This is a genomic window from Plantibacter sp. Leaf314 (assembly GCF_001423185.1).
Taxonomy (GTDB): domain Bacteria; phylum Actinomycetota; class Actinomycetes; order Actinomycetales; family Microbacteriaceae; genus Plantibacter.
On sequence record NZ_LMOB01000001.1, the window covers coordinates 1,821,683 to 1,840,686 of the forward strand.

Here is a 19,004-nt window from a genome sequence, read left to right on the forward strand (position 1 = left end):
AGAGCCGGTTCCAGGAGCGGCCCGGCCTACCGGCCGGGCCGCTCCTCCTCGTCCCAGGTCATGCGGCGGCCCATCACGGGCACGGAGGCCAGGAGCTCGCGGGTGTACGCGTCCTCGGGAGCGGCGAGGACCGTCGAGGTGGGGCCCGCCTCCACCACCCGGCCGGCCTGCATGACGCTCACCGAGTCGCACATGTAGTTGACGACGGCGAGGTTGTGCGAGATGAACAGCACCGTGAGGTCGAGTTCGCGCTGCAGCTCGCGCAGCAGGTTGAGGACGACGCCCTGCACCGAGACGTCGAGCGCCGAGGTGATCTCGTCCGCGATGAGCACCTCCGGTTCGGCGGCGAGCGCCCGGGCGATCGTGATGCGCTGCCGCTGACCGCCGGAGAAGGCGGACGGCAGCTCCGAGGCGCGGTCCGGGTCGATCTGCACGCGTTCGAGGAGCTCGCCGACGCGTGACCGCTGCTCCGCGCGACTCCACGAGCGCCCGGTGGCGCGGGAGCCCTCGGCGATCGACAGGCCGATCGGCATGCGCGGGTCGAGTGCGGAGTACGGGTCCTGGAAGACGAGCTGCACGCGGCGTCTGGCCCGGCGGGCGGCGGCGGAGCGTCCGACGATGTCGGCACCGTTCAGGCGGATGCTGCCCGCCGTCGGGAGGACGAGTCCGACGGCCGCGGCCGCGACGGTCGACTTCCCGGAGCCCGACTCCCCGACGAGTCCGTGGGAGGTGCCGGGGCGGACGGTGAGGTCGAAGCCGTCGACGGCCGTGTGGGCTGCCGCGCCGTGGCCGTAGCGGACGGTGAGGCCGGAGAACTCGAGACCGGTCATGCGCGCTGTCCTTCGGTGGTGATGACGGGCTGGTCGTCCGGCCCGTCGACGAGCGGTTCCTGAGCCTGTCGAAGGGCAGGGACCAGGAGGTCGTCCTCGTCCATCGCGCCGATGACCGGAAGCGGCATGGTGCGGTCCGAGGTCATGTCCGGCACGCAGGCGATGAGCCCCTGGGTGTACGGGTGACGGGCTTCGTGGAGGCGGTCGGCGTCGAGGGATTCGACGATGCGGCCGTCCTTCATGACGAGGATGCGGTCGCAGAAGCCGCTCACGAGAGCGATGTCGTGCGAGATGAGCAGGATCGCGGCGCCGGTCTGCACCTGCGCCTCGTGGAGCACCCGGAGGACCTGCCGCTGCACGGTCACGTCGAGCGCGGTCGTGGGCTCGTCGGCGATGAGCAGCTTGGGGCGGCCCATCAGGCCCATCCCGATCATGGCTCGCTGGCGCATCCCGCCGGACAGTTCGTGCGGGAACTGCTTGAGCCGTTTCGCGGGGAGCGGGATGCGCACCGACTCGAGCGCGGCCTCGGCCCGCTTCGTCGCTTCGGCCGTCGACAGGCCCTCGTGGACCTCGACGGTCTCGCGGAGCTGCTTGCCGATGGTGAGCGAGGGGTTCAGCGAGGTGAGCGGGTCCTGGAAGACCATCGCGAGTTCGAGGCCCAGGCGGCTCCGTTCGCCCGCGGTGAGCGGTGCGGTCATGTCGATCCCGCGGAACGTCAGCTCGGAGGCCTGCACCGACGAGTCCGGTCCGAGCAGGGCGGCGATCGCCATCGCACTCACCGACTTGCCGGATCCGGACTCCCCGACGACGCCGACGACCTCGCCGGGCATGATCGTGAGGCTGATCCCATGGACGCGCTCGACGAGTCGACCGTCGCGGTCGGGGAACGCCACGCGGAGGTCGCGCACCTCGACGACGGGCGCCTCCTCGGTGGGGACGGCGGCCGTGGCGGCCTCGGTCGCCGCGCGCGAGCCGCGTCGTCTGGCTGGGGCCGGCAGGCCGAGCAACCGCTTCGACGACTCGTTCCAGAGCTCGCCGAGCTGGGTGAAGATGACGCCGCACACGACGAGCGCGATGCCGGGGCCGATCGCGGCCATCGGGTTGCCGTAGATGCGGGCGATGCCGAGACCGAGCAGGCGACCCCAGTCGTACTCGGGGGCCTGGACACCGAGGCCGAGGAAGGACAGCCCGGCGAAGGCGAGGAGGGTGCCGGACGCCGAGACGGCCGCGTTCACGAGCATCGGTGGCAGCATGTTCGGCATCACGTGGCGGACGAGCACCTCGGCCTGGCCGACGCCGGCGATGCGGGCGGCCTTCACGTAGTCGCGTCCGATGAGCGAGGAGGCGAGCGTGTAGGTGAGGCGCGCGAAGGTCGGTACGCCCGCGAAGCCGACGGCGAGCATCGCCCCGGTCGCGCTGGCGCCCCAGATGACGGAGAAGAACAGCGCCATGAGCAGCCACGGGAACGACAGGAGGATGTCGATGAGCGCCGTGACGAGGCGACGCAGCGGTCGCGGTAGCACCGTCGCGACGGCGCCGAGCAGCACGCCGCCGATGACGGAGATCGCCGTCGCGCCGAGCGTCAGGAGCACGGACACCCGCGTCGCGACCATGACCCGCGCGAACACGTCGCGGCCGAGTTCGTCGGTGCCGAAGGGGTGGGCGAGGCTCGCGCTGGCGAGGCGGTCGGCGACGGAGGTCGTGTCGGCCGCCGTCCCCCACACGCTCGGGGCGACGACCGCGACGACGATGATGAGGAGCGCGCCGAGGGCGCCGGTCAGCCCGCGCGGGGTGCGGAGGCGGTCGAGCAGCGGCGAGCGACGGGTGCGGGTGGGTGTGCTCATGGGCTCAGCCCTCCGTGATCGACGAGCGCGGATCGATCGTCGCGAGTGCGACGTCGATGAGGAGGTTGAGGCCGAGGACGAGCATCGCGTACACGAGCACGATGCCCTGGATCATCGGGTAGTCCTTCGAGGTGATCGACGACACGATGCTCGTGCCGAGACCGGGGATGGCGAACACCGTCTCGATGAGCACGGTGCCGGCGACCATGCCCGTGAGGATGATGCCGCCGATCGTGAGCGTCGACGTCACCATGTTCGGCAGCGCGTGCCGCAGGTAGACCAGGTGGGTCGGCAGTCGCTTGCTGCGGGCCGTCGTCATGTACGGCATCTCGAGGACGGCGAGCATCTCGACGTGCACGATGCGTGCCAGGTAGGCCATGGGGCCGACGGCGAGCGCGACCACCGGCAGGATCGCCTGGTCGAACGAGCCCCAACCGGCCGCCGGGAGGACCTTCAGGCCGATGCTGAACACGGCGATGAGGCCGACGGCGAGCAGCAGGCTCGGGATCGCGATGAGGACGCCGAGGAGCCCGGAGACCCCGAGGTCGGCGAGGCGGCGACGGCCGGTGCGCGAGGACACCGCGGTGGCGACACCGATGGGGAAGGCGCCGATCGCCGCGAGGAGGAAGGACGCGACCGCGAGGGTGAGGGTGACCGGGAAGCGTTGCGCGATCGTGTCGGCGACCGGCCGCTGCGAACCGATCGCCGTGCCGAAGTCGCCGCGGAACAGACCGCTGACGTAGTTGACGAACTGCTCCGGGACGGGCACGTTCAGGCCGAGATCGGCCCTGGTGCGCTCCACGAGCTCCGGCGTCGCGCTGTTCCCGAGGGCCGCCCGCACCGGGTCGCCCGGGACGAGCTGCACGATGAGGAACGTCGCGACGATGACGATGGCGAGGGAGACGAGCACCCGACCCAGTCGTCGGAGGATGAAGGACGTCCGCGGCGAGAGTCCGCCGAGGACACCACGACCCCCTCGACGCGCGACCGCCGGGCCGCCGGGGCCCGTGGCCTGTCCGGTGGTCACGGTCGAGGGGATCGCCATGATCAGCCGACCATCCGGATGCTCGTCGGGCGGATGAAGTTCGGACGCTCGACCTCGGCGCCGTTCAGGTACAGGAAGTCCTGCGCGTCGGCGATGGGGAACACGTCCGTCCGCTCGATGAGCTTCGCCTCGGCCTGCTGCCACAGGTCGCAGGTCTCCTCAGGGCTGGCCGTCTTCGCCTGCTCGGCGAGGGCGTCGTACTCGGGGTTGTCGACGAACATGAAGTTGTTGCCACCCTTGTCCGGGGTCTCGCCACCGAAGAAGGTGTTCACGATGACCGGTCCGCCCGGGGCGATCTGGACGAAGCCGGTGTCCCAGTCGAAGGTCGAGAACAGCTGCTCGGACCAGGCGTTCGCGTCGTTGCCCGAGAGCTCCGTCGTGACGCCCAGCTCGTCCCAGGTCTGCTGCACGAGCTCGGCCGCTGCCGCGTGGCTCGGGGTCGCCGCGTCGTAGATGAACTTGATCGTCAGCGGCTCGCCGTCCTTCGAACGCTTGCCGTCGGAGCCGAGCGTCCAGCCGGCCTCGTCGAGCAGCTCGCCGGACTTCTCGACGTCGGTCTCGGGGAGCGTCCACTGCGGGCCGTCGGCGACGCAGAGGTACGGGCTCTTCACGACGAGCGACTTCGACTCCTCGGCGGTGCCGTCGGTGACGACCTCGCCGACCTGCTCGCGGTCGATCGCGGTGACGAGGGCCTCACGGACGAGCGGGTCGGAGGTGGGGCGCTCGGGACGCTCGTTGAAGAGCATCTCGCCGATCGGGTTGCGCACACCCTCGCTGGCGAGACCGGCGGCCTCGACGCGGTCCTGGTCGGCTCCGCCGATGCTCGCGGCGTTCACGTCGCCGGAGAGCAGCAGGTTCGCGGCGGTCCCGGGGTCGGTGACGACGCGGACCTCGAAGGTGTCGGGCAGGCCCTTGGTGTCGCTCGTGACGTCCCCTGGACCCCAGGTGTAGTCGTCACGCTTCGTGAAGGTGTAGCTGGAGCCGGGCGTCGCCTTGTCCAGCGCGAAGAGGCCGGTGCCGTTCATCGTCTCGACGAGGGAGTCCGGGTCGTCGAGGCCGGCCTGGCAGACCATCTCGACGGTGCCGGTGTTGGCGAGGATGAATGGGTCGGGCGTGGTGCTCGTGACGGTGAGCTGGTTGCCGTCGGCGGTCGCGGTCATCCGCTCGGAGACCTGCGCACCGTAGTAGAAGGTCGCGTTGGCCGGGTCGGCGTTGTACGTGATGTTCGCCGCGGCCGTCTCAGCGGTGAACGGGGTGCCGTCGGCGCAGGTGATGCCGTCCTTCAGCGTGTACGTGATGGAGGTGGCGTCCTCCTCCCAGCTCTCGGCCAGCCACGGGACGAGCTCGCCGTCGGCGTCGACGTACACGAGCGACTCGTAGTGGAAGCTGATGATCTCGCGGGCCTCGAGACTGATCCCCGTCATGGGGACGAGGCTGCCGGGGTCGCCGCTCATCGCGGTGACGAAGGTGCCGCCGGAGACGTACTCGCCGGAGGAATCCGAGGATTGCGAGGAGGTACACGCGGTGAGGGCCACCGCGGTGAGCGCCGCGGTGGCGAGGGCCGCCGCGGCTTTCTGCTTGCTGTTCATGCTGGATCCTTCGTACTCGGGTGGCCGTGGTGCGCGGGTGGCCGGATCAGATGGGGTGAGGTGCCGTGCTGGAATGGCTGTGATGCGTGGTGCCCGGTGCGGTGGTGCGGGGAATCGGCTGGTGCTGCCCGTCAGACGGGCTGTCTCGTGGCGGTCCCGATCCTGGCGAGCGGACCCGCCGCCTTCACGGAGACCTTGAGGGTGGGACGGGTCGCGTACGAGACGGGGGTCTCGAGCACGTCGACGACCTCGACCGTGCGCGGGTCTGCGCCGGCCTGGATCGCCTTCTCGATCGCGGAGCGTCCTGCCTCCTCGATGGCGGCTGCGCGGTCGGCGAAGTCGCAGAGCTGATCGGAACGCCCGCCGGCGAGCGCGATGGCCGCGCCGACCGCGTTGGCGACGTTGCCTCGCGCGGGGCGGAGCACCTCGCTCGCTCCGAGGACCGAGTCCGGCACGAGGAACCCGCCGCCGCCGACCACGACGAGCGGGAGGCCCGTGCGGCCGAGCGACATGCGTTCCACGGCGGACTCGATGCGTTCGTGGGCGACCCCGAGGGCGTGTTCGAGTGCCTGGCGGGTCGCGCGGTCGAGCGGCGGCAGCTCCCGGTCGGCGATGCCGAACTGGAGCGATGCGGCGTCGGTGAGGGTCGGGGTGGAGCCGCCGAACAGCAGCGCCTCCTCGGTGAGCCGGTAGCCGACCGAGTCGTGCCGCGGGACGCCCGTCGCGGTGTCGACGATCGTGCCACCGCCGAGGCCGACGCTCAGGATGTCGGGCATGCGGAAGTTCGTGCGCACACCGCCGACCTCGCGCGGCAGGGTCGACTCGCGCGGGAAGCGGTCGACGAGCACGCCGAGGTCGCTCGTGGTGCCACCGACGTCGATGATGATCGCGTTGTCGGCACCGGAGAGGAACGCGGCGCCGCGGATGGAGTTCGCGGGTCCCGAGCCGATCGTCAGGACCGGGTAGCGTGCCGCGTACTCGACGGCCATGAGCGTGCCGTCGTTCTGGGCGAAGTAGGTGGTCGCGTCGAGCTGCTCCTCGGCGACGACCGTGGTGAGGGCGGCCGTGACGTCGCGGGCGACCGCGTAGAGGGCGGCGTTCAGGACGGTCGCGTTCTCCCGTTCCAGGAGTCCGAGCGCGCCGATCTCGTGGCTGAGCGACACCGGGACGTCGACCCCGACGTGGTCCTGGACGAGCGCCTCGACCTCGAGCTCCTGCTCGGGGAACGACGGGCTGAAGATGCCGCAGACGGCGACCGCATCGAAGGTGCCGGCGAGGGCGTCGAGCTCGCGCCGGATGAGGTCGCGGTCGAGCGGTGCGATCGGGTAGCCGTCGACGAGGTGGCCGCCGCCCGCGAGCACGCTGCCGGCGAGGACCACATCGCGCAGCTCCCGCGGCCACCCGGCGAGGGGCGGGAGCGAGGTGGCGGCGGGCGAACCGAGCCGGATGACGACGACCCGACCGAGGTCACGGCGGTTGACGATCGCGTTCGTCGCGTGGGTGGTGCCGAGCATGACGCGGGTCACGAGGCCACGGGCGTCACCCAGTTGTTCGAGGACGTCGGCGAGCGCCGCGCGGATGCCGCCGGTGACGTCGCGCGTGGTCGGCTGCTTCGTCCACGAGACGACCTCGCCGTTGCCCGCGAGCGCGACGGCGTCGGTGTTGGTCCCACCGACGTCGATGCCGATGGCGAGTTCGCCCGAGGTGTCCGTGACGGTGCTGGTGCCGGCGTTCATCGGGTCGCTCCCAGGGTCTCGGCCGCACTCGTCGTGCCGAACGGTTCGTAGTCGAGGTCGTAGCCGAACGCCCGCGGGCCGGCGAGTTCGAGTCCGCGCGGCGTCCGCCACAGCGGGTCGCACGCCCAGGCGAGCACGCTCACCCGCTGGCCGAAGCGCAGCATCTCGGTGGAGATCGCGTCGCCCGTCTCCGAGTCGACGATGGTCACGAGGTCGGGCACGCTCACGATGACCGCGCCGTCCTCCATGACCACGAGGTTCTCGTTCTGGATCTCCACCCGCGTGAGGCGACCGCGGTGCTCGCCGATGCCCTCGACGGTCACGGAACCGCGGGTGAAGCCACCCTCGGTCCGGCGTTCGATGTCGACGACCTTGCCGCCCGTGATGAGCGCGGCCCCGAGTTCGTCGGTGAGCGCCTCGACCGGGTCGGTGGCGGTGAGCAGCCGTCGCCCGACCTGCACGGCCCGGCTCACGCTGCCCTCGATGACGGCGCCGCGGACGGTGTCGCGGTCCATGACGTAGTTCGCACCGATCGAGATGGCGCCGCTCGCGACGGTGAGGGCGCGGGCGTGACGCTCGAGCCACGACAGGCTGACGGGCCGCAGGATCGAGACGTTGCCGATCACGTCGCTCAACACGGCGTACCCGGGCGGGAGGTTCGCGACGTTCATCGCGGTCATCGGCGCCTCGGGGAAGGCGCGGCCCATGCCGTCGGCGTCGAGGATGCTCAGGCCGAGGCTCGCCGCCCACCCGACCGGACCGACGCCGTTGCTGCCGCCGATCTCCGTCGCCATGATCGTCGTGATGCGCTTGCCGGTGAGCCGCTGGATCTCCTCGACGATGATCTCGGCCTGGCCGGTCGCCGCGAGCATCTCGAAGCCCACCGAAGGGGCGCCGATGCCCGACATCGCGACGACGACGTCGTGCTCGTCGAGGTCGGCGACCTGTTTGACCGGCACCGGGCCGTACTGCTCGAGTGCGATCTCGACGCCGAGCTGCGGGGTCTGCACCGCGCCGCCGCCGCCGGTGCCGAAGACGGCGCAACCGGCCGCGAGGGCGGGCACGTCGGCCAGGGTGATGCTCGTGACCGGGGTGGCCGACGCCGCGGACCGCGCGGCGGGGTGGTTCGTTGACATGTACCGAGCGTAGGCAGGGGTCGGAATCACGACAATGTTCCCGCAGCCCACACAATCGGGGCAGAATGTGCTTATGGCCCAAGTCACCGTCGCGGACGTCATCCTCCAAGCCGAACATCTCGGCGCTCGCTGCGTCGCCGGTTCCCCGGCCGACGTCCTCGTCACCGGCGTCGAGATCCTCGCCCTCGACGAACTCAACGACGCCACCGAGCACGCCATCGCCGTCGTCACCACCCCCGACGGCGCCGTCCCCCGGCCGTATCAGGTGGACATCGCCATCCGCCGGGCGATCGCGGCGGGATGTGCGGCGCTCCTGTTCGTCGGTGAGTTCCCCATCGCCGAGACCTCGCGCGCGCTCGCGGGCCGTGGCGGCCTCCCCGTGATCATGAGCCAGGGCATCGCCTCCGATCTCGCCGTGCTCATGGACCGCACCATCCGCGGCGGCGCGGAGGAAGCGATGTCGCGGGCGGAGTTCGCGATCCAGCGCGTCATCGCGGCCTCGGCGGCCGAGACGGAGCAGGCCTCCGGCGTCGGCGTCCGGGAGGCGATCCTCGAGGTCGCGAGCACCACGCTCGGCGTCCCCGTCACCCTCGTCGAGGACGCCGGCGCGAGCTGGCTCGAACCCGACGCCGTGTGCATCGGCGAGATCCCCATCGGCCGGGTGCACGCCGAACGCGACGACCCCGCCGCCGCCATCGCGCTCCCCGTCATCGCCTCGGTGCTGTCGCGGGCACTGCAGCGCGAACTCCACGGACGCTTCGGCTCCGTGCGGTCCCGGGCGGAGCTCATCATCGAGTTGATCTTCGCGGAGTCCTCCCGCATCGACGGTTTCGCGATGGACGCCGTGCGGGCCGGCCTCCCCCTGCAGCTGTCGCACGCGGTCGCGTGGTTGACCCCGAAGCACGTGAGCCACCCGGACCGACGGGCGCCGACGGTGCTCGCCCCCTCCGTCGAACTGTTCGCGCTGCAGCTCGTCGACCAACGCGACGAGCAGTGGCACCTGGCGATGCGCCGCGACGAGATCGTCGTCATCGCCTCGGAGGAGCTCGGTGCAGCGGACCACCAGCGGCGCCTCCGCGACGTCATGGAGCGCATCGTCGCGCACGCGTCGTCGGTCGCCGGGCCCGAGTGGACGTTCACCGTCGGCCTCGGCACGCCGCAGAGCGGGGCCGCCGGGCTGCGGCAGTCGGCGACGGAGGCCAGAGTCGCGGCTGAGGCGGCGATCGCGGGTGGTCGGTTCGGCACGATGGAGGCGACCGACGTCACCGGGCTGCGCCGGGTGCTCCTCGACTTCTACGCCTCACCGCTCAGTCGCACGCTGCTCGACGACATCCTGTCGCCGCTCGACGACCTCGGGCCGGAGCGCGCGGCGATCGCGGTCCGCACGCTCCTCGCCTACCTCAGCCACCGGAACTCGCTCGTGCGCGCCGGGGCGGAACTGAACCTCCACCCGAACGCGGTGAACTATCGGATCCGCCGCATCGAGCAGTCGCTCGAGCTCGACCTCGCAGATCCCGACGTGCGCTTCGCGGCCGAACTCGCCTGTCGGGTGCGCCTCATCGGCATGCCGTAGGAAGCTTCCCAGCAGCGCAGCTCAGGGACCACGTCACCCTCAGCGCAGCTGCTCCGCGTGCCGCGCCACCCGGACGATGCCGGCGACGAGCGTCGGCCACAGCTCCGCGGGGATGAGGTGCCCCATGTCGGGCAGGACGTGGAGTTCGGCCGCCGGCATGGCCTCGGCGATGTCCACGGCCGAGCTCCAGTGCAGCACGTCGTCCTCGCGTCCGTGGAGTACGAGGGTGGGCACGGTGACCTCGCGCAACCGGTCGAGTCTCTCGGGCGCGCGGCGGAGGGCCGCCCACTGCCGGCTGTAGCCCTCGGGCGCGTAGCCGCGGTCGTACGCCTCACCCGTCGCCCACACTTCCCATGCGGTGTCCGGCTGGTACCGGGCGCCGGGGACGGGCGCGGCCAGCTCGGCCATGACGGCGACGGACTCCTCGCGGCTGGTCCGCACGGGCTCGACGAGCAGCTCCGGCCGCTCGCCGTGCAGGATGTAGCGCGGGTCCTGGCCGGGGATCGTCGACAGCAGGCCGAGGCTCAGCACGCGCTCGGGGTGCTCGAGGGCGACCATCTGCGCCATCATCCCGCCCATCGAGTGGCCGACGAGGTGGGCCGCTGCGACCCCCAGGTGGTCGAGCACGCGGAGGACGTCGTCACCCATGTCGCCGAGCGAGTAGCCGCCGTCGACGTCGTGCTCGCCGCCGAAGCGCTGGGAGAAGCCGACGTCGCGGTTGTCGAACCACACCACCCGGAACCCCTCGTCCACGAGCATCGCGCGGAGTTCGGGGCGCCACGCGATCATCTGCGCGCCGCCACCGGCGATGAGCACGATCACCGGGTCGGCGTGGTCGCCCTCGACCTCGTAGTGGATCGAGACGTCGTCGGTGTCGGTGTACGGCATGTGGTGCCCACTCTCCTCGTGATCGGTTCCGAGGCTAACCCGCAGCCGGAGCACACACCATGTGTCGGTGCACCACGCTTCGGGCGGGGACTGTGCCGGGCACCCAAGGCTCCGGGCCACGGCCTCCGCGGGTAGGCTCGCGCCATGAGCGCTGAACCCCTCTCCGGAGACGACTCCCTGCACCTGCCCGAGTTCGAGACCCCGCCGACCGAGCCGATGCCGCTCGCCCAGGCGTGGTTGGCCGCAGCCGTGGAGCGCGAGGTGAGCGAGCCCCGCTCGATGACCCTCGCCACCGCCACCGCCGTCGGCGTCGTCAGCGCCCGGACCGTGGACGTGAAGACGATCGACGGTCGCGGCCTGGTGTTCGGCACCTCGACCGAGAGCCGCAAGGGCGGTCAGTTGACGGAGAACCCGAGCGCAGCCCTGCAGGTGTACTGGCGCGAGACGATGCAGCAGCTCCGCTTCGAGGGCCGGGTCGAGCGGTTGAGCGACGAGGAGTCGGACGCACTGTTCGCCGACCGCTCGCCGAAGTCCCGGGCCGCCACAGCGGTCGCGCACCAGTCGACGCCGTTCGCCGAGGGCCCGGAGGAGACGCTCGACGCGCTCATCGCCCGCGCGAACGAGCTGCTCGAGCGTTCGGGTGACGACGTGCCGCGGCCGGCCACCTGGGTCGGCTACCGGCTCGTCCCCGACATGGTCGAGTTCTGGCACGCCAGTCGCGACCGCATGCACCGGCGACTCCGCTACCTCGCGGCCGACGGCGGCTGGATCGTCGACCGCCTGCAGCCGTAACGGGGAGGCGACCACCGGCCGCCTCCCCGTATGGAGAGAATTTCCGCCATTAACGCGTATAATGACGAAGATGATCGCCATTATCGAGAAGGTGCCATCATGGCCGCCGGTCCGGGTCTGAGCCGCGAGATGGTCCGTCTCGGATCGAACGTCCGAGCCTGGCGCAAGATCGTCGGCCTGACGGCGGACATCGTCGCTGAGCGCGCCGGCATCTCGCGGGACACGCTGCGCGCCATCGAGAACGGACGGTCGACCTCCTCCGAGAACCTGTTCGCAGCACTCCGAGCCGTCGGGATCCTGTCCCAGGTCATCGACGCATCAGATCCTCTGGCGAGCGATTTCGGCTCGCGGAACTTCGCTCGAGCTGGCGTCGAGCGCGTCCGGATACCTGCACCGACGCCCGCAGACGATCAACGATGACCGTCGACCTGGCGCCCGACCACCTGGTCGAGGCGAACGTGAGCATCGTCCTGCCAGACGGAGTCGAAGTCCCGGTCGGCCGGGTGGCGACCGACGGGCTCCCGGGGTCGGCCGCGCCGGGCATCGTCTTCCGATACGCGGACTCGTTCCTCCTCGATCCACGCGGCTACGACCTGTCGCCCGACATGCCCCGAAGTGCTGGTCCGCTCCGCGCATGGTCCGGCCGCGAAGCGCTCGGCGCACTCGGCGACGCCATGCCGGACAGCTGGGGGCGTCGGATCATCCGCGCCGGAACGCAGGCGCGAAGCGGTCTGGACTACCTGCTGCATGTGAACGACGAGACCCGTCAGGGCGCCTTACGTTTCGCGGTGGAAGGCTCGTTCCTCGGGCGACGCACCCATCCCGTGGCCCAGGTCCACGACCTGCCCCGGATCCTCGCAGCAGCACGGGCATTCGAGACGGGCACCGAGTCCGACGATGAGCTCGCGGTGCTGATCGAGGCAGGGACCAGTGCCGGAGGAGCGCGACCGAAGGCGGTCGTCCGTCATCACGACGCACTCTGGATGGCGAAGTTCGCTCGCGACACCGAATACTCCGACCCGATGGCCTGGGAGGCGACCGCTCTCGCACTCGCGCGTCAGGCGGGTGTCGAGACACCGGACTTCGAGCTGGAACGGATCGCCGAGGGCCGGTCGATCCTGCTCACCAAACGGTTCGACCGCATCGGCGAGCAGCGCATCGGGTATCTCAGTGCTCACTCGCTCACGACGAAACCGGAGAACCAGCCCCTGTCGTACGTCCACCTGGCCGAGGCAGTCGCGTTCGCCAGTCCGACCCCGCGAGTGGATCTCGCCGAACTGTTCCGACGAGTCGCGCTCAGCCTGCTCATCGGCAACGTGGACGACCATTTCCGGAACCACGGATTCCTCCGGCAACACACCGGCTGGAAGCTGTCACCCGTCTTCGACCTGGAACCGAACAAGCGCCCCGACCGGGTGGAAGCCACTCCCATCACCGAAGGAGGCGAACGATACGGTCGTGACATCCGCGAACTCTGCGCGGTGCACGACGCGTTCCGCCTCTCGGCGACGGCCGCCGCTTCGATCATCCGCGACACAGCGGAGCGCACGATGGACTGGCGGACGGTCGCGATCGGTTACGGCATCTCGCCTGAGGCCGCGGTCGTCGCCGAGCGTGCGTTCGACGGCGACAACCGGCGTCGCGCGTTGGAGATACAGGCTCGGTGACCGGAGACACCGGTCACCGAGCCTGGCGAGACGCTACCTCGGTGCCCGGACGATGACGACACCACCGGCGGGCGGCTCGACGACGGCCGTCCCGTTGTCGGCGTCGACCGCGATCACGTAGGCACCGACGGCGACCCGCTGCACGCCCGCCGAAGCCGGGTGCACGATGACGTCGAGGCCGGGCTCCACCCGGGAGACCTGCTGCTCGCCCGGGTCGGGGTCCGTCGTGAGCACGTGCGCCGGGTGCGTCCGGTCGGCGGCCGCAGCCGCCTCACGGCGGGTCAGCTCGCTCGAGGGCGAGGCCACGTGGGCGGCGGTCGCCGCGGTCACGCCGGCACCGAGGGCCGCCGTCTCCGCGCCGTCGACCGCGCTCCGCGGGGTGTCCTGCTGCGGTGCCGTCGCGATCGAACCGGTGTTGTGGGGGTGGCTGCGTTCGAGCGCGGCGCCCTCCACGTCGACGTTCGGCAGGATGCGGTCGAGCCACTTCGGGATCCACCAGGCGCTCGTCCCGAGAAGGTGCATGATCGCGGGGATGAGCAGCATGCGGACGACGAACGCGTCGACGAGCACACCGAACGCGAGGCCGAAGCCGATCGACCGGATCATCGCCGAGTGGGAGAAGATGAACCCGCCGAAGACGGAGATCATGATGATCGCGGCGGCCACGACCACCGTGCGACCGGCGTGGAGACCGCGACGCACCGCGAGTCGGGCCGGAGCACCGTGGGCGTACGCCTCACGCATGCCCGACACGAGGAACAGCTGGTAGTCCATCGCGAGGCCGAACAGGATGCCGATCAGGATCGTCGGCAGGAAGCTCAGGATGGGCCCCGGGTCGTGGACGCCGAACACCGGGCCGAGCCAACCCCACTGGAAGATCGCCGTGATGCCGCCGAAGGTCGCGGCGAGCGACAGCATGAAGCCGAGCGTCGCGGTGACGGGCACGAGGATCGAGCGGAACACCAGGATCATGATGATGAGCGACAGCCCGACCACGAGCGCGAGGTAGAGCGGCAGGGCGTCGGACAGCTGCTTCGAGACGTCGATGTTGCCGCTCGCGCTGCCGGCCACACCGAGGTCGACGTCGCCGGACAGGGGCGACAGATCGCGGAGGTCGCGGACGAGCTGCTCCGTGGAGACCGCGTTCGGGCCCTCCGCGGGGATCACCTGGAACGCGAGGACGGAGTTGTCGTCCGAGGCGCCGACCGGCGCGACGGCCTTGACGTCCTGCACGTCGGCGATCTTCTGGCCGATGCGCACCTGCTCCTCGAGCACCTCGTCGTCGGTCGCGGCGTCCGGGAGGGTCGCGACGACGAGCAGCGGGCCGTTGACGCCGGCACCGAACTTGTCCTCGATGAGCGTGTAGGACTTGTACTGCGTCGAGTCGACGGCCTCGGAGCTACCGTCGGGCAGGCCGAGCCGCATGTCGAGGGCCGGCAGGGCGACGACGCCGAGGACGACGAGCCCGGCCACGAGGGTACCGATCGCACGGATCGTGCCCATCGGCTTGGTGGGGACGGCGTCGGGGCGCGGGGTGCCGATGGAGGCGCGGGCCTTGCGGCTGAGGATCCGCAGGCCGAGCAGCGACAGCAGCGCCGGCGTGAGGGTGACGGCGAGGAGGATGGCGACGGCCACGCAGATCGCGCCGACGGTGCCCATCATGCCGAGGAAGGGGATCCCGGTGACGTTCAGTGCGAGGAGCGCGACGAGCACCGTGGAGCCGGCGAACACGACCGCGTTGCCCGAGGTGCCGTTCGCGAGGCCGATGGACTCGTGGAGGTCGACGCCGTCGAGCAGCTGCTTCCGGTGGCGGTTGAGGATGAACAGCGAGTAGTCGATCCCGACGGCGAGGCCGAGCATGACCCCGAGCACCGGGGTGATCGAGAGCATGTCGACGACGCCCGACATCGCGAGCGAGGCGGTGACACCCACGCCGACACCGACGATCGCCGAGACGAGCGGGAGCGATGCGGCGATGACGGTGCCGAGCATGACGAGGAGGGTGATCGCGGCGATGATGAGCCCGATGGCCTCACCGACACCGAACAGCTGCGGGAGGCTCTGGGCGAGCTCGTTGGAGAACTCGACCTCGACGCCCGAGGGGACGTCGTCGGAGACCTGGTCGATGACCGACTGCTTCGTCTCGGGCGTGACCTCCTGCTGACGCTGCTCGAAGACGACGTTCGCGACCGCGGTGGTGTCGTCGGTCGACACGGTGCGGATGCCGGAGGAGAGGTCGAGCAGCTGCGAGGAGAGTTCGAGCTTCGTGCTCTGCTCGTCGATGGTCGCGAGGTTGTCGGTGATCGTGGTCTGCTGAGCGTCGAGCGCGGCCTGCTGCTGGGTGATCGCCGCCTGCTGGGTGTCGAACTGGGCCTGTGCCGCGGCGGGGAGCGTGCCGCCGGCCGCCTGCTGTGCCTGGGCGAGCGCGGCGCTCAGCTGGGTCTGCGCGGCGGTCAGCTGCTGCTGGCCGGCGTCGAGCTGCGCCTGTCCGTCGGTCAGTTGCGTGCGACCGGCGTCGACCTGCGCCTTGCCGTCGGAGATCTGCTTCGCCTGGTCGGCGATCGTCTCCTGGGTCTCGAAGGGGTTGACTGTGGAGTCGACGCCCGTGAGGTCGGCGGTCTCGTCGAGCAACTCGCCGATGGCGGTCTTCTGCGAGTCCGTGAAGGCGTCGCCGTCCTTGGTGTGGAAGACCATCGCGCCGGTGCCGCCGGAGGCGCTCGGGAACGACTCCTCGAGCTGGTCGGTGACCTTCGCCGTCGGCGTGCCGGGGATGGTCACGGCACTCGACAGCGTCCCGCCGAACGCGAGGAACGCGCCGACCGAGATGCCGAGGATCACGATCCAGGAGATGAGGACGGCCCACGCGCGGCGCGCGGAGAAGCGTCCGAGGCGATACAGCAGTTCAGCCAAGGGAGTCTCGATTCTTCGGGAGGTGGTGCTGGTGACGTGTGCGGGGACGGAGGGGATGGGATCAGTGCGTGGAGCCGTAGCCCGTGCGGACGCTCGCGATGAGCCGTTCCAGCAGGGTGGTCCAGAGTGCACGGGCATCATCGTCCGTGGTGGCGCCGGTGCTCGCGATCCAGTGGTGCGCGAGCACTTCGACACCGTGCATGAGGGAGGACACGAGGAAGCCGGCCTCGAGTTCGTCGACGTCGGTGTTGCGCTCGGCCAGTTCGTGGGCGAGCTCCTGGGTGGTGCGGGAGAAGGTGGCCTGGAAGAGCTGCTGCGGCCGCGAGTCCTCCGGCGCGAAGCCGCCGAGCGCGTTCCAGAGGAAGGCGATGACGCGGGGGATGTCCGTCGTGCGGAGGGCCGCGGCGACATCTTCGAACATCGAGGCCCGCGACCCCGGGCCGGCCGGGCGCGCGTTGACGGCGGCGCGGAAGCTCTCGATCACGACCGCCAGCTCCTCGGTGCAGGAGGTCGTGACGAGGTCGTCGACGGAGGAGAAGTGGTTGAACACCGTCCGCCGCGAGACGTCGGCGCGCTCGGCGATGACGTCGACGTTGAAGCCCGCGATCCCCTGCTCCGCGATCATGACGCGGGCGGCGTCGAGGATCGCGCGATGGTGGCGCGCACGCAGGGCGGCGCGTCGATCCTCGGCGGGGGCGGTGGTGGACACGTGGGTACACTACGTGCACCGATGCACGGAGTGCAACTTCTTGACGTGGGGTTCACCGAGTTGCCAGCAACGCGACACCGGAGCGTCTGCGGACGAACGGTCGGACCCTGCGGACGCAGCGTCGGGCGGGCGTCGTCAGCCCCCGCCAGACTGGGAGCATGAGCACCCCCGACACCCTCGATTCACCGCGCACCGGCTCCATCCCCGTCGCCGGCACCCCGCGCGACCGCACCGCCTGGGCGTCCGTCGCCGTGATGATGGCGACGAGCTTCGTGCTCGTGCTCGCCGAGTTCCTCCCGCCGAGCCTCCTGCCGTCCATGGCCGCGTCGCTCGGCATCTCCGAGGGGCAGGCCGGCCAGGCCGTCACCGCGACGGCCTTCGTCGGGTTCCTGACGGCACCGACCATCGGCATCCTCGTCCCCAGCCTCGACCGCCGCCTGCTGCTCGTCCTGCTCGCCGTCGGCGCCGCGGTCTCCAGCGCACTCGTCGCGATCTCCGCCGACTTCGTCATGCTGCTCATCGCCCGCCTGCTCCTCGGTGCGGCACTCGGGGCGTTCTGGGCCATGTCGATCGCGATCGCCGCCCGCCTCTCGGCCCCGAAGCACCTCGGTCGCGCGATCATGCTCGTGAACACGGGCACCACCGTCGCGACCGTCGCCGGCGTCCCCGTGGGCACCTACCTCGGGTCGATCATGGACTGGCGGCTCATCTTCGCGGCCGTCGCGGTGATCACCGCCGTCGTCGCCGTCGCGCTGCGGCTCGTCCTCCCGCCCGTCGCGCCGGCACCGTCGAGCGGCGGGCTGCGGTCGCTCGTCGACACCCTCCGGGTCCCGGGCATCCGCATGGGCTTGACGGGTCACATCCTCACCGTGCTCGGACACTTCATCGCGTTCACCTACATCCGGCTCGCGATCGAGCGGGTGCCCGATCTCGACGCCGCCGGTGTCGCCGTGCTGCTCGCCGCGTTCGGCCTCGGCGGCGTGGTCGGCAACTTCGTCATCGGCCTGCTCGTCGACCGCCACCTGGCGGCGCTCCGCTATGTGGTCCCCGCGTTCATCGGTGTCTCGATCGCGCTCGTGACCCTGTTCCCGGGGCAGCCGTTGGTCGTGACCATCGCCATCACCACCTGGGGCATGGGCTTCGGCGCGTGGCTCACGACGTTGAGCACCTGGATGGGACGGCTCGTCCCCGACCGCATGGAGTCAGGCGGCGGGCTCGTGGTCGCCGGGTTCCAGCTCGCGATCACGGTCGGCGCCGGTGTCGGCGGCATCCTCGTCGACGCGGTCGGCATCGTGCCGGCGCTCATCGTCGCCGCGGTCTCCGCGATCGTCGGTGGGGTCATCTTCGGCTCGGCGCGCACCGCGCGCTGAGGCAGCACCGACGCCGAGGCCGAGACCGCACGCCTACGCGGCGGCGGCCTCGGCTCGCCAGCGGGCGGGCGTCAGGCCCGTGTAGCGCTGGAAGGCCCGTGCGAAGCCGTCCTCCGAGGCGTAGCCGAGCTCGCCGGCCAGCTCGGCGACCGTCGCCCCGCCCGTGATGATGAGCCCCTTCGCGGTCTCCATCCGGACCGTCGTGAGGTAGGCGCGCGGGGTGTGGCCGACGACCTGTCGGAACCGCTCGGCGAACGCGGAGCGCGACATCATCGCGATGCGGGCGAGGCTCTCGAACGTCCACGGCCGCCCGGGTTCGGCGTGCAGGGCATCGAGCACCGCGGCGATGTGCGGGTCGCCGATGCGCTGCAGCCAGCGCTCCGGCGCGCAGCCGGCCTCGTTCCAGGACCGGAGGGCGGCGGAGACGATCGTGGTCGCGATCCGGCTGCAGATGACGGCGTCGCCGGGGCGTGCGCGGCCGCTCGGGCCGGGGCATCCCATGCCCTCGATGAGCGCGACCATGGACCGCTCCTGACCGGCGAAATCCCGAACGGTCAGCGTCTCGGGCAGGGTGTCGGCGACCGCCTGCCGCTGCCGCGACGGTTCGAGACCGACCTCCAGGACCTCCGCCTCGCCGAGCGCGCGGAGGACGGTCGTGTGCGCCCGGGGGAAGAACACGAGGTCGCCGGCGTCGAGGTCGAGGGCGCCCTCCGGGGTGGTGAGCCGGATACGTCCGCTCGACACGTACAGGAAGCCGGAGGCCGGGTGCCCCCGGTCGAGCCGGGAACCGGTCGCGAGGCGGTCGCGGTAGGTGCCGTCGATCGTCCACTCGAGGCTCGCGAGCGCGCGATCGAGGGTGTCTGGTGCGGACTCGGCGACAGCCGGCAGCGTGAGGGTCACACCTGGGCGAACGCG

The 19,004-nt window shown here is 71.0% G+C and carries 15 protein-coding genes; 5 read left to right on the top strand and 10 right to left on the bottom strand.

Annotated elements, in window-relative coordinates; genetic code table 11:
• Positions 1–26: 26 nt before the first annotated feature.
• The 6 genes from ASF68_RS08590 to ASF68_RS08615 all read right to left on the bottom strand — a co-directional run bounded on the left by ASF68_RS08590 (position 27) and on the right by ASF68_RS08615 (position 8,180).
• Positions 27–830 carry an ABC transporter ATP-binding protein gene (locus tag ASF68_RS08590; RefSeq protein WP_056009304.1) on the bottom strand — a complete coding sequence of 268 codons (804 nt, stop codon included), beginning with the start codon at positions 828–830 and terminating at the stop codon, positions 27–29.
• On the bottom strand, positions 827–2,674 hold the full coding sequence (locus tag ASF68_RS08595) for a dipeptide/oligopeptide/nickel ABC transporter permease/ATP-binding protein (protein ID WP_056009306.1): 1,848 nt from the start codon (positions 2,672–2,674) through the stop codon (positions 827–829). Before ASF68_RS08595 ends, ASF68_RS08590 begins: the two co-directional genes overlap by 4 nt.
• 4 nt (positions 2,675–2,678) lie before the next feature.
• Entirely contained in the window at positions 2,679–3,719 is a 1,041-nt protein-coding gene (locus tag ASF68_RS08600; RefSeq protein WP_082498545.1) for an ABC transporter permease, read from the bottom strand.
• 2 nt (positions 3,720–3,721) lie between these two features.
• Complete coding sequence (locus ASF68_RS08605) at positions 3,722–5,308, bottom strand: ABC transporter substrate-binding protein (protein WP_056009308.1); 1,587 nt, start codon at positions 5,306–5,308, stop codon at positions 3,722–3,724.
• Positions 5,309–5,439: 131 nt separating this feature from the next.
• Positions 5,440–7,044, bottom strand: coding sequence for a hydantoinase/oxoprolinase N-terminal domain-containing protein (locus ASF68_RS08610; RefSeq protein ID WP_056009310.1), 1,605 nt, complete (start codon positions 7,042–7,044; stop codon positions 5,440–5,442).
• A complete protein-coding gene (locus ASF68_RS08615) occupies positions 7,041–8,180 on the bottom strand; it encodes a DUF917 domain-containing protein (RefSeq protein ID WP_056009312.1) in 1,140 nt (379 codons plus the stop codon). Before ASF68_RS08615 ends, ASF68_RS08610 begins: the two co-directional genes overlap by 4 nt.
• Positions 8,181–8,253: 73 nt before the next feature.
• Here ASF68_RS08615 and ASF68_RS08620 point away from each other — a divergent pair, with 73 nt between their 5' ends.
• Complete coding sequence (locus ASF68_RS08620; protein WP_056009314.1) at positions 8,254–9,753, top strand: CdaR family transcriptional regulator; 1,500 nt, start codon at positions 8,254–8,256, stop codon at positions 9,751–9,753.
• A 39-nt stretch (positions 9,754–9,792) separates the two neighbouring features.
• Here the strand turns inward: ASF68_RS08620 and ASF68_RS08625 are convergent, their stop codons facing one another.
• Entirely contained in the window at positions 9,793–10,641 is an 849-nt protein-coding gene (locus ASF68_RS08625; RefSeq protein ID WP_056009316.1) for an alpha/beta fold hydrolase, read from the bottom strand.
• A 144-nt stretch (positions 10,642–10,785) separates the two neighbouring features.
• Between ASF68_RS08625 and ASF68_RS08630 the strand changes: the two genes are divergently transcribed.
• The 3 genes from ASF68_RS08630 (at position 10,786) to ASF68_RS08640 (ending at position 13,100) form a co-directional block, all read left to right on the top strand.
• Positions 10,786–11,433 (top strand): pyridoxal 5'-phosphate synthase, encoded by a 648-nt coding sequence (locus ASF68_RS08630; protein ID WP_056009317.1) that lies wholly within the window; start codon positions 10,786–10,788, stop codon positions 11,431–11,433.
• A gap of 99 nt (positions 11,434–11,532) precedes the next feature.
• Complete coding sequence (locus ASF68_RS08635; protein WP_056009319.1) at positions 11,533–11,853, top strand: helix-turn-helix domain-containing protein; 321 nt, start codon at positions 11,533–11,535, stop codon at positions 11,851–11,853.
• Positions 11,850–13,100, top strand: coding sequence for a type II toxin-antitoxin system HipA family toxin (locus ASF68_RS08640; RefSeq protein ID WP_056009321.1), 1,251 nt, complete (start codon positions 11,850–11,852; stop codon positions 13,098–13,100). Before ASF68_RS08635 ends, ASF68_RS08640 begins: the two co-directional genes overlap by 4 nt.
• A gap of 33 nt (positions 13,101–13,133) precedes the next feature.
• Here ASF68_RS08640 and ASF68_RS08645 read toward each other — a convergent pair whose 3' ends face one another.
• Together ASF68_RS08645 and ASF68_RS08650 are read right to left on the bottom strand one after the other, a co-directional pair.
• A complete protein-coding gene (locus tag ASF68_RS08645) occupies positions 13,134–16,010 on the bottom strand; it encodes an MMPL family transporter (RefSeq protein WP_082498546.1) in 2,877 nt (958 codons plus the stop codon).
• A gap of 61 nt (positions 16,011–16,071) precedes the next feature.
• Positions 16,072–16,719 carry a TetR/AcrR family transcriptional regulator gene (locus tag ASF68_RS08650; protein ID WP_056009323.1) on the bottom strand — a complete coding sequence of 216 codons (648 nt, stop codon included), beginning with the start codon at positions 16,717–16,719 and terminating at the stop codon, positions 16,072–16,074.
• A gap of 158 nt (positions 16,720–16,877) precedes the next feature.
• Between ASF68_RS08650 and ASF68_RS08655 the strand changes: the two genes are divergently transcribed.
• Entirely contained in the window at positions 16,878–18,089 is a 1,212-nt protein-coding gene (locus ASF68_RS08655) for an MFS transporter (RefSeq protein ID WP_056009325.1), read from the top strand.
• A gap of 33 nt (positions 18,090–18,122) precedes the next feature.
• Here the strand turns inward: ASF68_RS08655 and ASF68_RS19050 are convergent, their stop codons facing one another.
• Positions 18,123–18,989, bottom strand: coding sequence for an AraC family transcriptional regulator (locus ASF68_RS19050; RefSeq protein ID WP_200936401.1), 867 nt, complete (start codon positions 18,987–18,989; stop codon positions 18,123–18,125).
• Positions 18,990–19,004: the final 15 nt, after the last annotated feature.

Coding starts and splice junctions, on each gene's coding strand:
- ASF68_RS08620 (WP_056009314.1), top strand. CDS start 8,254: ATGGCCCAAGTCACCGTCGCGGACGTCATCCTCCAAGCCGAACATCTC.
- ASF68_RS08600 (WP_082498545.1), bottom strand. CDS start 3,719: ATGGCGATCCCCTCGACCGTGACCACCGGACAGGCCACGGGCCCCGGC.
- ASF68_RS08595 (WP_056009306.1), bottom strand. CDS start 2,674: ATGAGCACACCCACCCGCACCCGTCGCTCGCCGCTGCTCGACCGCCTC.
- ASF68_RS08655 (WP_056009325.1), top strand. CDS start 16,878: ATGAGCACCCCCGACACCCTCGATTCACCGCGCACCGGCTCCATCCCC.
- ASF68_RS08610 (WP_056009310.1), bottom strand. CDS start 7,044: ATGAACGCCGGCACCAGCACCGTCACGGACACCTCGGGCGAACTCGCC.
- ASF68_RS08625 (WP_056009316.1), bottom strand. CDS start 10,641: ATGCCGTACACCGACACCGACGACGTCTCGATCCACTACGAGGTCGAG.
- ASF68_RS08640 (WP_056009321.1), top strand. CDS start 11,850: ATGACCGTCGACCTGGCGCCCGACCACCTGGTCGAGGCGAACGTGAGC.
- ASF68_RS08605 (WP_056009308.1), bottom strand. CDS start 5,308: ATGAACAGCAAGCAGAAAGCCGCGGCGGCCCTCGCCACCGCGGCGCTC.
- ASF68_RS08615 (WP_056009312.1), bottom strand. CDS start 8,180: ATGTCAACGAACCACCCCGCCGCGCGGTCCGCGGCGTCGGCCACCCCG.
- ASF68_RS08635 (WP_056009319.1), top strand. CDS start 11,533: ATGGCCGCCGGTCCGGGTCTGAGCCGCGAGATGGTCCGTCTCGGATCG.
- ASF68_RS08590 (WP_056009304.1), bottom strand. CDS start 830: ATGACCGGTCTCGAGTTCTCCGGCCTCACCGTCCGCTACGGCCACGGC.
- ASF68_RS08630 (WP_056009317.1), top strand. CDS start 10,786: ATGAGCGCTGAACCCCTCTCCGGAGACGACTCCCTGCACCTGCCCGAG.